The following is a 13792-nucleotide window of genomic DNA, read 5'->3' as shown; positions in this document are numbered from 1 at the left end:
AATCTTGCATTGAGATATATTTTATAAATGCAAAAGTCGTTATTTATATATTTCCCCACAACATTTAGACTTGATCCGTTATTTATGTAAGATTTTTGATTGATAATGCTTTGTAAAGAACTTTTAAACGATTTTTATTGTATTTTATCTATTTTTTACTCAACATTATTACTATTAACCAATATATTTACAAAACGTTTTATTAGGATAATTTTAAAATCTTATTGTTATGTCTAGAATGATTTATGATTACACAAAAGAGGTACTTGCACGAGTGAGCTTTGACCCCGAGCTATTTATAAAAGAGCTTAAAAAGGCAATTAGAAATTTATTACCCTACGAAATTGACCACTTAAGGAAATGGCTTTTATTCTTTACGTATGAAAAACCTGAATTAAAAGAGTGTGTTTCTATTATTGAATAAAGAGTAAAAAAAAGAAGGAACATTGGACAATGTTCCTTCTTTTTTATTTGTTTTTGAGCGGACTCACGATCTGCACATTTTGAAAAACAATAGCTCCTTTTATTACTCCGGCAATAGTGGTTCGTAACGCATCTATTATATGCATTTTTAATTCGCTTTTAGGAAAAATTAAGCTTACTTCTCGAGCCGGTTTAGGTTCTACAAAATGACGTAGTTTTAATTTGTCTGCTTCTTTCAAATCTAAAGTATGCAGATAAGGTAGTAGAGTAGTACCTAATCCTTCATCGGCTAGTTTTATTAAAGTTTCAAAACTTCCACTTTCTATTTGAAAATGGCTAAATTCATTTTTCGGATTATTTTTGCATAGATTCAATATACCATCTCTGAAACAGTGACCGTCTTGAAGTAAAAGGATTTCATCGAGATTTAAATCAGATACTGTAATTTCTGCTTTGTTAAATTGCTGATGACTTTCAGGAATGTAGGCCACGAAAGGTTCAAAATATAAAACTATTTCCTTAATCTTTTCTTCCAATAGAGGAGTAGCTGCAATTGCAGCATCCAGATGTCCATTGTTAAGCTTGGTGATAATCTCTTCTGTATTTAACTCTTCTATTATAAGTTTAACTTTTGGATATTTTTTTATAAAATTATTTAAAAACATAGGAAGTAGAGTAGGCATAATTGTAGGAATGATTCCTAATCTAAATTCGCCTCCCACAAATCCTTTTTGTTGTTCGACAATGTCTTGGATTCGGTCCGCTTCGTTGACAATATTTTTGGCTTGATTGACAATCTTTTGCCCAATATCAGTTAGTTGAATCGGTTTTTTAGATCGGTCAAATATTAAGATGCTTAATTCCTCTTCAATTTTTTGAATTTGCATACTTAATGTAGGTTGAGTAACAAAACATTTTTCGGCTGCTAAGGTGAAATTTTTATGTTCAGCAACAGCTAAAACATATTTCAATTGAGTAATTGTCATTTTTGATAGGATTTTACAATGCAAATATAAAAACAATCAATTTAATTTATAACGTATTTCGTACTTTTCTTGGTTACTTTGTTAAAAATAAAAACATGAAAACAAATATTTTAGGTCTACCCGTAAAAGAAACAGAAGTAATAGTAAGTGAACTAAATTCGTTACTTTCAAATTACCAAGTTTATTATCAGAACTTAAGAGGAATTCATTGGAACATTCGAGGAAAACGTTTTTTTGATTTACATGTAAAATTTGAAGAACTGTACAATGATTCACAACTAAAGATTGATATGATAGCAGAACGTATTTTAACGTTGGGAGGTACTCCACTTCATACTTTTGAGGATTATATTAAACACAATACAATTGTAGTTGGTAAAAATATTTCGAATGATGAAAAAGCAATTCATTTGATTGTGAGTTCATTGTCTCATCTGTTGATTATAGAAAGAATAATTTTAAATAAATCGGCAGCTGTTAATGACGAAGGTTCTAGTGCCATGATGAGTGATTTTATTGCTGAACAAGAGAAAACAATATGGATGATGCAGGCTTGGTTAGAGGAGTAATAGAGTCGTATTTCAGTATTTAAAAAATAAAAACCAAAATAGTAGTTCAACATTATTTTGGTTTTTTTAGAATGTTAAAATTTTACAAATTTTTTTTTCTTAGTTCCAAATTGAAAAGTTTAATCTTACTTTTGTAGTAATGAAATTTATAGCTCGCCTTTTTTTATTCTTATTTATAGCTTTTTTATCAACGCCTGCAATAGTGACGATGATAGAGAAGTCATGCGACACCTCTATATTTTTCAGTGTTTCTGAAGAAGAACATGCTCAAAAAGAAATTAAAGTTTTTGCTTACTACAGTGATTTAGAACTTGGATTCTTATTGGGAAAACACAATAAATCAAGTCTTATTCTTTCTGAAAATCTCTCTAAACACGATAAGATTTCGGCCACTATATTTTCTCCTCCACCTGACGTGGCATAATACACCTATATTTTTTTTAAATTAAATAATTGCTTACATTTATAAATGTAGCAACTCTTTACGTATAAATTATTATTGTATTATGACAAAGAAAATCAATCTTTTTGCTAACCTTAAATCAGATTTTGCTTCTGGTTTAGTGGTTTTTTTGGTGGCGCTACCATTGTGTTTAGGAATTGCAATGGCTTCTGGTGCACCTTTATTTTCAGGAATTATTTCGGGTGTTATTGGCGGAATTGTAGTGGGGTATTTGAGTACTTCACATATAAGTGTTGCTGGTCCTGCGGCGGGTTTAACGGCGATCGTTTTAACCGCAATTAGTGATTTGGGTGCTTTTGACATCTTTTTAACTGCCGTTTTTATTGCCGGTTTATTGCAAGTGATATTAGGGTTTGTTAAAGCGGGTAGTATTTCAAATTATTTCCCAACAAATGTTATTGAAGGAATGCTTGCGGGTATTGGAATTATCATCGTTATGAAACAATTGCCTCATGCATTTGGTTATGATAGTAATTTTGAAGGTGATCTCTCCTTTTTGCAGGCTGATGGGACAAATACTTTTTCTTCATTATTAGGAATTTTTGATCATATCCAACTGGGATCAATAGTAATTACAAGTATATCATTGGCAATATTGATTTCGTGGGATAAGCTTCCTTTTCTTAAAAAATTAAAATTAGTTCCTGGAGCCCTTGTAGCTGTTGTATTGGGTGTTGTTTTGAATGAAGTTTTTATCGCTTCTGGAAGTTCGATGGCTATTGCAAAAGAACATTTGGTTTCTTTACCAGTGCCAACATCTTTTGAAGAGTTTCAATCAATAATTATCACCCCTAATTTTGCCGGTATCCTGAATCCTCAGGTATGGGTTGTAGGTATGACCATCGCTATTGTTGCCTCTATTGAAACACTTTTAAGTATAGAAGCTGCAGATAGGATGGATGTTCAAAAGCGTTATACAAACACTAATATTGAGTTGAAAGCGCAGGGAATTGGAAATGTTATAAGTTCATTACTGGGAGGCTTACCATTGACCTCTGTGATTGTGCGGTCCTCAGCAAATGCTAGTTCAGGTGCTAAATCTAAGATGTCGTCAATGATTCACGGTTTTTTATTATTGATCAGTGTTTTGGTAGTTCCGTTTATTCTGAATAAAATTCCATTGGCCACCCTGGCTGCGATTTTACTTGTTGTAGGATATAAATTGGCTAAACCGGCAACGTTTAAACATTTTTGGGAAAAGGGAAAATACCAGTTTGTCCCTTTTATCGCCACTTTATTGGCCGTTGTGTTCCTGGATTTGTTAAAAGGTGTCGCATTGGGAATCATAATTAGTATCATTTTTGTTCTTAAAGGAAACCTTAAAAGAGCCTACAGTTTTAAAAAGGAAGAATATGTCGATGGTGATATCATTCATATCGATTTAGCCCAAGAAGTTTCTTTTTTGAATAAAGCAGCGATAAAAAGCACCCTTAATGACGTTCCCGAGAATTCTAAAGTGGTAATAAATGCGCATGATACGGTTTATATTGCCCATGATATCTTGGATCTAATAAGGGAATTTAAAGAAACCCGAGCAGTTAATGAAAATATCAAAGTAAAACTTAAAGGGTTTAAAAAAGCATATTATTTAGATAATTCACCTGAGATTGCAAATCATGTTTCTTTTGAACATTATTATGATGTCGCCAAAAGAGAAATGGTTAAAAAAGAAGTTGTAAAAGAAAATTTTGACGATTAATTAAAAAAACAACATTTCTATGTAATTCAGACGCAAAAAAGAATTTTCTTTACAATGCTTTTTAGGAATATATAGACTTGATCATATAAAACATAAGAAAATGAGTGATTTTTATAAAAAAATATTAGAGAATAATAAAGAGTGGGTGGAGAAGGCATTAGCCGTAGACCCAAAATATTTTGAAGATTTAGCTAAAGGGCAAACCCCTCCATTATTGTGGATTGGTTGTTCAGACAGCCGTGTGCCGGCAAATGAAATAATTGGAGCTAAGCCTGGTGAAGTTTTTGTACACAGAAACATTGCTAACATGGTAGTGCACTCTGACATGAACATGTTAAGTGTACTTGATTATGCGGTTAATGTATTAAAAGTTAAGCACGTGATTGTTTGCGGACATTATGGTTGCGGTGGTATAAAAGCAGCAATGGGGAATCAGTCGATTGGGATTATAGATAATTGGATTCGTCATATTAAAGATGTATACCGATTGCATAATAAATATTTAGATTCTATAGAAGATGAAACAGAACGTTTTAATGCTTTTGTTGAAATTAATATAAAAGAACAAGTTTTTGACCTATCTAAAACTTCAATCGTGCAAGCTGCATGGAAAAGTGGTCAGGACCTAAGTATTCACGGTTGGGTATATGGTTTAAATTCTGGTTTTGTAACGGATCTGAATGTCAATATTAGTTCTAATAGTGAGTTGGATCAAGTTTTTCAATTGCAGTTCTAAAAAAAAAAATCGCCATATCGCGATTTTTTTTTTAATCTACGTCTAAATTTTCATTGAAGGCAGATGGTAATAGTTTTGGGATAAATTTAATCAGGATCGGTAGTAGCAAGCTACCACCAGGAAGAAGAAATATAGTGAGTGAAGGAATCGTTTTACAAATTTCTAATAGTTGTTTTTTTACTTTTTTCTTTTCTCTTTCATCTAAATCTCTCCTCGTTGATATTCCTAAAAGTATCATTAAATCTCTGCTTTGAACAATTTCTTTGATCAATCGGTTTTTATTTCTTGTAATTAATGTGATTACAATTTGAGTCGTTTGATCGTAGAAGTGTTTTACAGGATTAGAATAATTGAAATATGGAATTTCATTTTTATGTTTTAAGATAAATTCATCAGTACTTTTAATACTTTCTGTTACAAACGCGTCAGGTACTGTAATTAGTTCTGCTAATTTGTGTAAAAAGTAAGCCTCTTCATTTTCAATTTTACCATCGCTCCACAATGCCATTCCGGCCATATCAATTAGATAATACTTTTCTAATTCTGACTCAAAATATTTCAGATTAAGTTCTTCGAGATTTTGTACACTTACTTTTGAGAATTTACTATAGCGAACAGAAGCTTCAAATAACTTAATCAACAAATCGTCGTACTTGGATTTATTCGACTTGGTTTTCAAAGAAAGAGAAACAATGCTAACAACCGCTTCTTCTATCTTTTTTAAATACTTCTCTGGAATTGCTCCATGAATTAAATATTGGCGAAAAGCCAGCACATCTATAAACAGTAAAGCATTCGTGACAATATGAGAAAAGTTTTTACTAATGATGTCAAAGTTAGTTTGAACTCGATCGTCAATTATTTTTTCTAAATTTAGAGAAGTTGGGCTGTCAGGTAATATTTTTTTTAACAGATTATACCCTTTCGGAGTCATTTCATTATAAAAGTCTAAGGCTTTAGACAGGAAATTATCAGGATTGCTATCGTGTGTTGTTAAACTGTAAATTGCATAAAGTGTATTTAACAGAGCGACCTTAGGAATTTCATTTTGAACCCAGCCTGTCGTTATTATAGGGGCTGTCGTTTCAAAAGAAACAATGTGACCGTATATGAACCCTGTTTTTCTAATATTGGCGTAAAACAAAGCAGGACTATCGTAAACTATTTGTTCCTGTTTTTTTTGTTTTGAAAAATACTTATCTATCCAACCGGATGCTGAAGGGTTAATCATTGTTTATTTTTAATAGTACAAAGCTATGTTATTTTAAGGTTTTTGAGTTAAATAAAAATATAATATACTTTCAGCTATTTTAAAACAGCTGAAAGTATATTATTACAATTTATTTAATTATTGCTGAACAAGCGACTCTTGCCCCCGCATTACCGGATGGTTGTGAAACAAAATCATCAGTTCCTTCATGTACAATCAGTCCTTTGCCCAAAATATCTTTTGTAGGATCCCCAGAGCCAATATTCCACTCATCTGTAGTTAGAGTTATCGTTCCGTTTCCGTTAGCATCTGCTATGAAATTTCCTATGTCTCCTTTATGGTATTCGCAAGTACCCCATTTTCCGTGTTTTTTGAAAGTTGGATTCCAGTGTCCTCCAGCTGAGCTTCCATCTGCAGCTGAACAATCAGATTTTTCATGGATATGAATGGCATGAAGTCCAGGAGCTAATCCTGCTAATTTTGCCACGAAAGTAACTTTACCATTTTTTTCTATAAAAGTGGCTGTTCCAGAAACGTTACTATTGCTTTTGGCTTCAAAAGCAATTACTAATTTTTTAGAGTCACTAGAGTTATTGTTTGTCTTACAACCAATAAGGACTGCAATGATAATCGCTGTCGAAAGTATAATTTTTTTCATGTTGTTTATGTTTTGAAAATTTTAGATAAAATTACATATAAAATCAGCATCATTAAATTAATTTGAGAATAAATATGTACTATAATTACCTTAAAAAATAAAAGGGAATCCATTTTATAAAGTATTGAAACTATAGAAGAGGATACTTTTTTAATTATAAAGACAATAGAGAATTAGTTACTGCTTAAGGACGATCTGGTATCTGTAGGTGAATATATAATACTTCTTTTTTTGATAATGGTTAAGATAATTACTTCTATTTAAAATTTTTTACCTTTTTTAATGCCTTTTTTTGGTAAATAAAATGTAAATTAGATAAAATAAGGTTTTTATTAATGTCATATTCTCTGAAAAAACTGCTATTACGTATTTATGGCAGGTTAAGCTTCTTTTTTGACTAAATTTGCAGTCCAATATTTTGCTTTTTTAAGACTGTTTTTAATTAAACAGGTTGACATTGATTAAAGATCTTTAATCATTTACTCATTTAAGTTTTTTCTATATACATGCTATGGCATTTAGTCATTAGTACATGCTGTAATTATGCTTTTAGTCAGAAAGAAGCCTTCAGGTCTACTGCTTTTTATAGGTACGTGAACGGGGATTTAGTCTCTGCGGCAAGTGTATATACGTTTTTTTGATTATCGCCGGAGGCATTGATTTCGGCTCTTAGATTAATATTGGTTGCCTATTATTATTATTATTATTAGGTTTTATAAATAAATGGAGGGATTAGATGTCCTCATAGAAATTAAATTACATTAAATAACAAAATGATTTATGGCTAAGAAGATTATAAGAAGTGATGAGAGGAAATCCATTTTTGGATTGGATGTTAATGGGCCTGTGTTTTTTACATCGGCGATTATCATCATCATCATAATAGCATTAACGCTGATGTATAAAGACGGGGCAGAACACGTTTTTACTGCAATTCAGAATTTTGTCGCTAACAAAGCAGGTTGGTTTTTTATCCTAAGTGTTAATATTTTTCTGATATTTATGGTTTATATGGCCTTCAGTAAATTTGGCCACTTAAGAATTGGAGGACAAAACGCAAAACCCGAGTTTAAAACTCTTTCGTGGTTCGCGATGCTTTTTAGTGCGGGAATGGGAATTGGATTGTTGTTTTGGAGTATTTCAGAACCAGTTTATCATTTTCTGAGTCCACCAATGGCAGAAGGCGGAAGTGCTGAAGCAGCCAAGGAAGCTATGAGATTTACGTTTTTGCACTGGGGATTTCATGCTTGGGCAGTTTATGCTTTGGTTGGATTATCACTAGCGTATTTTACGTATTCACGTGGACTTCCACTTACCATCAGATCTATTTTTTATCCTTATTTAGGAGATAGAATCTACGGGAAAATTGGAGATGCAATTGACATCTTTGCTGTGATTGCTACTTTATTTGGTCTTGCTACTTCTTTAGGAATGGGAGTGCAGCAAATTGCAGCAGGATTACATCACCTTTGGGGAATAGATAGCGGCGTACAAACTCAAATTCTTCTAATTGCAGGAATAACAGCAATTGCTACTGTTTCAGTTGTTTTAGGAGTAGATAAAGGGGTTCGAATCTTGAGTGAATGGAATATGAGAATAGCATTGCTATTTCTTTTAATAGTTGTGGTATTAGGACCAACAATCTTTATTTTTAAATCATTCGTACAAAATACAGGAAATTATTTATCTGGTATTTTGGAACTTTCAACTTGGACAGAAAGTTATACGGGGTCCAATTGGCAAAATGCCTGGACCGTTTTTTACTGGGGATGGTGGATTGCTTGGTCTCCTTTCGTAGGGATGTTTATTGCTCGTATTTCCAAAGGGCGTACCGTACGTGAGTTTATCTTAGGAGTCTTATTAGTGCCTTCTCTTGTAACTTTTTTCTGGATAACAGCTTTTGGAAGCACAGCGATACATATGACACTTCTAGGTGATGATACTATTGCAAATGCCGTGAATGATAACGTTGCCACTGCACTGTTTGTGTTTTTAGAAGATTATCCTTTTGCATTTTATCTTAACATTATTGCTATAATTTTAATTGCAGGATTCTTTATTACCTCTTCAGATTCTGGATCTTTAGTGGTAGATAATTTAACCTCTGGAGGTAAAATTGATGCGCCAGTAGGCCAAAGAATATTTTGGGCTCTTGCTGAAGGTGGTGTTGCCGCTGTTCTATTAATAGGTGGTGGATTACAGGCACTTCAAACAGCAACAATAGTAACTGGATTGCCTTTTGCCGTTATTTTAATAATTATGTGTTTTTCACTTTATAAAGGTTTAAGTGAAGATCTTAAAAAACTGCAAAAGCGCGATTCCCAAAAAGAACTCGAAAACTATGAGGAAATAGTTTCTGACATCGTCAAAAAACAAAGTATTATTAGCAAAACAAAATTAAATAATCCCAATAATGACTGAAATTAAAAACATCTTGGTCGCCTTAGACCTTTCGGATATTGATAATACACTAATTGAATATGCATCATTTATTGCAGATACGCTTAAGGTTAAAAAAGTGTATTTTGTACATAATATCAAAAAATATGAGATCTCGGAATTATTTGAAGAACAGTTAAAGGATATTAATCTTGACGAAATAATAGGGGATGAATTAAATGAAAAGGTAGAACAGAAATTCAAATCCTCAGTAGAATGGGAAGTGCTTATTTCTGAAGACCCTTATTCAGAATCCTTGATCAATTACATTGTCAACAAATATGAAGTTCAGTTGGCTTTAATTGGAAATAAAAATAAGATAAAAGGTACTGGAGTCGTTAGCGGTAAATTATTGCGTTTACTTAAATGTAATATTCTGTCTATTCCTAAAGGTGCAAAAGCGGTTATTAGCAATATTTGGGCTGGAACTGATTTTTCAAGTGCATCAAATAAGGTTTTTGAAGTGGCTGAAAATATACAGAGCTGTACAAAGGCTAAAGTAAAAGCGGTGCACGTTTACAATGTGCCGTTACAATTTTCTCCTTACATTCCAAAGGAACACCTTGATACGAAGATTGAAAATCACCTAAAAGAAAAGTATGAGAAATTCATAAAAAAGATTGGCTACAAAGGAGAATTAACGACACAAATTATTCCTGGAAGAGATAGCGGGGTTGCCGAAAAATTAAGATCTAAAGCCGCAGCTGCTAAGGTTGATCTTATTATTGTAGGAGACAAAGGTAGAAATACCTTCTCTTCTTTACTTGTAGGAAGTGTTACGGAGGAACTTTTTAATCAGGACCTGGAAGTGCCATTATGGATAGTAAAATAGGTAATTAAACCCTGGCAATACTTCTACGGAAATATTGAAATTGATTATTGTATGAGGTTAATTTTAGTCGGTTTTTCTTTTTTAAAAGCAAATTGATTCACTCTATGAAATCATTAATTATTGTAATAATGAAAATTATCACAGGATTTGATTTACAGGGTGTAGGAGGGGGATTTAAGATAATTGAACTTGAGCCATTTCTGCAAAAGAAGAACTAGAGATTATAAAAAATATAAAAGCGCAATCATCGAAATGACTGCGCTTTTTTTAAACAAATAAAATCAACTAAAAACTATCTTTTTGCTTAAAAGCAATACGCGTTTTCTGCAACTAATTTAGAAGTAATCGTTTCTCTTAAAGCTACAATATTTGGCATATTTGTATATTTAGTAAAACGTCTTAATCCCATAAGCATCATACGTTGTTCATCTCCTTCAACAAAAGAAATAACACTTTCTTTTCCTTTTTGAGTAACGATATCTACTGCTTGGTACAAGTATAATTTTGCCATTGCAATTTGCTCTTGTACTTTATCTTCACCTTCTTTTTTAGCTAATTTCTCAGTTCTAAGAATAGTACTTTCAGCCATGTAAATTTCGATTAACATATCTGACGCAGCCATTAAAATTTGTTGGTGAGAGTCTAATTCAGTTCCGAATTTTTGAACAGCACTTCCAGCAACCATTAAGAAAGCTTTTTTCAATTTAGCTACCATTTCTTTTTCTTCTGCAAATAACTGTGAGTAATCTGGAGTTTCAAAAGAAGGAATACCCATTAATTCCTCACCAACTTTCGTAGCAGGACCTAATAAATCTACATGGCCTTTCATTGCTTTTTTAATCAACATTCCAACAGATAACATTCTGTTGATTTCGTTAGTACCTTCATAGATACGTGCGATGCGAGCATCTCTCCATGCACTTTCCATCGGAGTATCTTCTGAGAATCCCATTCCACCAAAAATTTGAATTCCTTCATCAGAGCAAGCTTGAACGTCTTCAGAAACGGCAACTTTTAAGATAGAACACTCAATAGCATACTCTTCAACACCTTTTAACTCAGCTTCTTGATGTGTAGACCCTTCAGCTTCGCGTGCAATAATTCTGTCTTCGATGTTTTTTGCGGCTCTGTAAGAGGCACTTTCACCAGCATAACAGCTAGTTGCCATATCAGCTAATTTAGAACGAATAGCTCCAAACTGTGCGATAGGTGTATTGAATTGTATTCTTTCGTTTGCATAGTTAACAGAAGCAGAGATTACTCTTCTTTGAGCGTCTAAACAAGCTGCAGCTAGTTTGATACGACCAACATTCAAAGCGTTCATCGCAATTTTGAAACCATTTCCTCTTTCAGACAACATGTTTTCAACCGGAACCGAAGTTTCGTTAAAGAAAACTTGACGTGTAGAAGAAGCACGAATTCCTAATTTATGTTCTTCTTCACCCATTGAGATACCGTTATCAGAAGTATTTTCTACAATGAATCCAGTGATGTTTTTATCGTCACCAATACGTGCAAAAACAATAAATAAGCTACAGAAACCTGCATTCGAAATCCACATTTTTTGACCAGTGATAGAGTATGACTTACCATCTTCAGATAAAACAGCTTTAGTTTTTCCTGAATTGGCATCAGATCCTGCACCCGGTTCAGTCAAACAGTATGCACCAAACCACTCACCAGAAGCTAATTTAGGAACATATTTTTGTTTTTGCTCTTCAGTACCGTATAAAGTAATTGGCATAGTACCAATCCCTGTATGTGCTCCAAACGCAGTTGAGAAAGATCCTGTTGCACCAGAAATGTAATCACAAACTAACATCGTTGATACAAATCCCATTCCTAATCCACCATAAGCTTCAGGAACAGCAACTCCTAAAAGACCTAAGTCTCCAGCTTTTTTCATGCACTCTTCTGTATAGGCATAATCTTTTTTCTCAAAACGATCTTTATGTGCCCATAATTCTTTGTCTACGAACTCTTTTACAGAGTCACGCATCATTAATTGTTCTTCCGAAAAATCCTCAGGAGTGAAGATATCTTCGCACTTTGTTTCTTTTACAAGGAATTGTCCTCCTCTAGTTACGTCGCTCATGACTTTGTTATTTTAAATTTTGAATTATTTTGTATTCGCTTCCTGAGAAGTTTTAATAATTTTTGTTATTATGTTTATTATATGCTCAATTTCAATTAAATAATTTGTCATCGAAATTGTTGTTAGATTAGATTTATCCAATAAACGCAACCAATATTTGGTTTCTCTCGCTTCTTTAGAGGCAATTGCCATTTTGTGAACAAAATCTTTTCTAGATTGGGCTGCCAATAGCTTCTTCGACATTTGCCCCAATACTTGTTGCAGACCTTAATATTTGTTTAGAAATTATGAATTCGTTTTCCTTTTTTAAAGAGATGGAAAGATTTACTATACTCAGTGCAAAATCAAATGTTTTTGTAGCGATTATATTTTCTTTCATCTCGTTTAAAATTTTGAATTCATCATTTAAAATAAATTAAAGCAACTCGTATACCCCAGCACTACCTTGACCTGTTCCCACACACATAGTAACAATTCCGTATTTATTACCACGACGTTTCATTTCGTCGAATAATTGAACTGACAGTTTAGCTCCGGTACATCCCAGTGGGTGTCCCATTGCAATCGCACCACCATTAACGTTGACGATATCAGGGTTCAAATTAAGTTCTCTTATTACTGCTAGCGATTGTGAGGCAAAAGCTTCGTTTAATTCAATTAAGTCAATATCATTTAAAGATAAACCCGCTTGTTTCAATACTTTTGGTATTGCTTTTACAGGTCCAATTCCCATTATTCTAGGCTCAACTCCTGCAGAAGCAAAGTTTACTAATCTTGCGATAGGTTCAAGATTAAGTTCTTTTACCATTTCTTCACTCATAACAAGTACAAAAGCAGCACCATCACTCATTTGTGATGAGTTACCGGCTGTTACACTTCCACCAGCTTCAAAAACAGGTCTTAAACCAGCTAAGCCTTCTATTGTAGTACCGGCTCTAGGTCCTTCATCTTTATTTACTACATAAGATTTCGTTTCTTTTTTACCATTTTCATTGATAAATGTTTGTTCTACTGTAATAGGAACAATTTGTTTATCAAATTTACCATCAGCTTGCGCTTTCAAGGCTTTCATTTGAGAGTTGTAAGCAAACTCATCCTGATCCTCTCTTGAAACGTTAAATTGCTTTGCTACTGCTTCGGCTGTTAAGCCCATTCCCCAGTAGTAATCTTCGTGTCCTGCTTTTGCTACAGCATAATCCGGAGTTGGTTTGTAACCTCCCATCGGAATAAAACTCATGCTTTCGGCACCACCAGCAATAATACAATGCGCCATTCCTGACTGAATTTTGGCTGTAGCCATACCTATTGTTTCTAATCCAGAAGCACAGTATCTGTTAACAGTTACTCCAGGGACATCTTCAATTTTTAATCCCATCAAAGAGATTAAACGTCCCACATTAAGTCCTTGTTCTGCTTCAGGCATAGCATTTCCTACCATAACATCATCAATACGAGTTTTGTCAAAATCTGGCAATTCACTCATCATATACTGAATGGTTTCTGCTGCTAACTCATCAGGTCTTTTAAATCTGAACACACCTTTAGGAGCTTTCCCCACGGCTGTTCTGTATGCTTTTACTATATAGGCTGTTTTCATAATGTTATTTTGAATTTTGAATTATAAATTTTAAATCATTTGTTGGCATAAATATTTCGAGACATTTAAAATTCAACATTTATAA

Annotated in this window: 12 protein-coding genes and 1 pseudogene; 7 read left to right on the top strand and 6 right to left on the bottom strand. The window is 33.2% G+C overall.

The annotated features are described in order from the left end of the window. Positions 1-229 precede the first annotated feature (229 nt). Positions 230-424 carry a hypothetical protein gene (locus QO200_RS17990; RefSeq protein ID WP_371543016.1) on the top strand — a complete coding sequence of 65 codons (195 nt, stop codon included), beginning with the start codon at positions 230-232 and terminating at the stop codon, positions 422-424. 43 nt (positions 425-467) lie between these two features. Here the strand turns inward: QO200_RS17990 and QO200_RS17985 are convergent, their stop codons facing one another. Next, positions 468-1409: a LysR substrate-binding domain-containing protein gene (locus QO200_RS17985; protein WP_371543013.1), complete on the bottom strand. Its 942-nt coding sequence runs from the start codon at positions 1407-1409 to the stop codon at positions 468-470. Positions 1410-1504: 95 nt separating this feature from the next. On the opposite strand from QO200_RS17985, the gene QO200_RS17980 reads away from it, so the two are divergent. The 4 genes from QO200_RS17980 (at position 1505) to can (ending at position 4876) form a co-directional block, all read left to right on the top strand. Beyond that, on the top strand, positions 1505-1978 hold the full coding sequence (locus QO200_RS17980) for a Dps family protein (RefSeq protein WP_371543011.1): 474 nt from the start codon (positions 1505-1507) through the stop codon (positions 1976-1978). Between the two features lie 139 nt (positions 1979-2117). Beyond that, positions 2118-2402: a hypothetical protein gene (locus tag QO200_RS17975; RefSeq protein ID WP_371543009.1), complete on the top strand. Its 285-nt coding sequence runs from the start codon at positions 2118-2120 to the stop codon at positions 2400-2402. An 82-nt stretch (positions 2403-2484) separates the two neighbouring features. Beyond that, positions 2485-4140: a SulP family inorganic anion transporter gene (locus tag QO200_RS17970; RefSeq protein ID WP_371543007.1), complete on the top strand. Its 1656-nt coding sequence runs from the start codon at positions 2485-2487 to the stop codon at positions 4138-4140. 100 nt (positions 4141-4240) lie between these two features. Continuing rightward, positions 4241-4876 carry a carbonate dehydratase gene (gene can / locus QO200_RS17965; protein ID WP_371543005.1) on the top strand — a complete coding sequence of 212 codons (636 nt, stop codon included), beginning with the start codon at positions 4241-4243 and terminating at the stop codon, positions 4874-4876. A 31-nt stretch (positions 4877-4907) separates the two neighbouring features. Here can and QO200_RS17960 read toward each other — a convergent pair whose 3' ends face one another. After that, entirely contained in the window at positions 4908-6107 is a 1200-nt protein-coding gene (locus QO200_RS17960; RefSeq protein WP_371543002.1) for an LETM1-related biofilm-associated protein, read from the bottom strand. A gap of 109 nt (positions 6108-6216) precedes the next feature. Further along, on the bottom strand, positions 6217-6744 hold the full coding sequence (locus tag QO200_RS17955) for a superoxide dismutase family protein (RefSeq protein ID WP_371542999.1): 528 nt from the start codon (positions 6742-6744) through the stop codon (positions 6217-6219). Between the two features lie 780 nt (positions 6745-7524). Here QO200_RS17955 and QO200_RS17950 point away from each other — a divergent pair. Both QO200_RS17950 and QO200_RS17945 read left to right on the top strand, forming a co-directional pair. Then, positions 7525-9165, top strand: a complete 1641-nt coding sequence (locus QO200_RS17950) for a BCCT family transporter (protein ID WP_371542996.1) — start codon at positions 7525-7527, stop codon at positions 9163-9165. Continuing rightward, positions 9158-10015, top strand: a complete 858-nt coding sequence (locus QO200_RS17945) for a universal stress protein (protein ID WP_371542995.1) — start codon at positions 9158-9160, stop codon at positions 10013-10015. The genes QO200_RS17950 and QO200_RS17945 overlap by 8 nt, the downstream gene beginning before the upstream one ends. A 304-nt stretch (positions 10016-10319) precedes the next feature. Here the strand turns inward: QO200_RS17945 and QO200_RS17940 are convergent, their stop codons facing one another. From QO200_RS17940 to QO200_RS17930, 3 genes and pseudogenes are all read right to left on the bottom strand, one after another. Further along, on the bottom strand, positions 10320-12110 hold the full coding sequence (locus QO200_RS17940; protein ID WP_371542993.1) for an acyl-CoA dehydrogenase family protein: 1791 nt from the start codon (positions 12108-12110) through the stop codon (positions 10320-10322). A gap of 24 nt (positions 12111-12134) precedes the next feature. Next, positions 12135-12489: pseudogene (locus QO200_RS17935) on the bottom strand (four helix bundle protein). Between the two features lie 36 nt (positions 12490-12525). Then, positions 12526-13707: an acetyl-CoA C-acyltransferase gene (locus QO200_RS17930; protein WP_371542991.1), complete on the bottom strand. Its 1182-nt coding sequence runs from the start codon at positions 13705-13707 to the stop codon at positions 12526-12528. Positions 13708-13792: the final 85 nt, after the last annotated feature.

It is taken from the genome of Flavobacterium sp. Arc3, assembly GCF_041431375.1.
Classification (GTDB): domain Bacteria; phylum Bacteroidota; class Bacteroidia; order Flavobacteriales; family Flavobacteriaceae; genus Flavobacterium.
Note: the sequence above shows the minus strand (reverse complement) of the source record. Positions and strands in the feature narration are given on the sequence as shown.

Bases quoted from the DNA above. Each gene is read 5' to 3' on its own strand.
- QO200_RS17990 (WP_371543016.1), top strand. From the start codon at position 230: ATGTCTAGAATGATTTATGATTACACAAAAGAGGTACTTGCACGAGTG.
- QO200_RS17985 (WP_371543013.1), bottom strand. From the start codon at position 1,409: ATGACAATTACTCAATTGAAATATGTTTTAGCTGTTGCTGAACATAAA.
- QO200_RS17980 (WP_371543011.1), top strand. From the start codon at position 1,505: ATGAAAACAAATATTTTAGGTCTACCCGTAAAAGAAACAGAAGTAATA.
- QO200_RS17975 (WP_371543009.1), top strand. From the start codon at position 2,118: ATGAAATTTATAGCTCGCCTTTTTTTATTCTTATTTATAGCTTTTTTA.
- QO200_RS17970 (WP_371543007.1), top strand. From the start codon at position 2,485: ATGACAAAGAAAATCAATCTTTTTGCTAACCTTAAATCAGATTTTGCT.
- can (WP_371543005.1), top strand. From the start codon at position 4,241: ATGAGTGATTTTTATAAAAAAATATTAGAGAATAATAAAGAGTGGGTG.
- QO200_RS17960 (WP_371543002.1), bottom strand. From the start codon at position 6,107: ATGATTAACCCTTCAGCATCCGGTTGGATAGATAAGTATTTTTCAAAA.
- QO200_RS17955 (WP_371542999.1), bottom strand. From the start codon at position 6,744: ATGAAAAAAATTATACTTTCGACAGCGATTATCATTGCAGTCCTTATT.
- QO200_RS17950 (WP_371542996.1), top strand. From the start codon at position 7,525: ATGGCTAAGAAGATTATAAGAAGTGATGAGAGGAAATCCATTTTTGGA.
- QO200_RS17945 (WP_371542995.1), top strand. From the start codon at position 9,158: ATGACTGAAATTAAAAACATCTTGGTCGCCTTAGACCTTTCGGATATT.
- QO200_RS17940 (WP_371542993.1), bottom strand. From the start codon at position 12,110: ATGAGCGACGTAACTAGAGGAGGACAATTCCTTGTAAAAGAAACAAAG.
- QO200_RS17930 (WP_371542991.1), bottom strand. From the start codon at position 13,707: ATGAAAACAGCCTATATAGTAAAAGCATACAGAACAGCCGTGGGGAAA.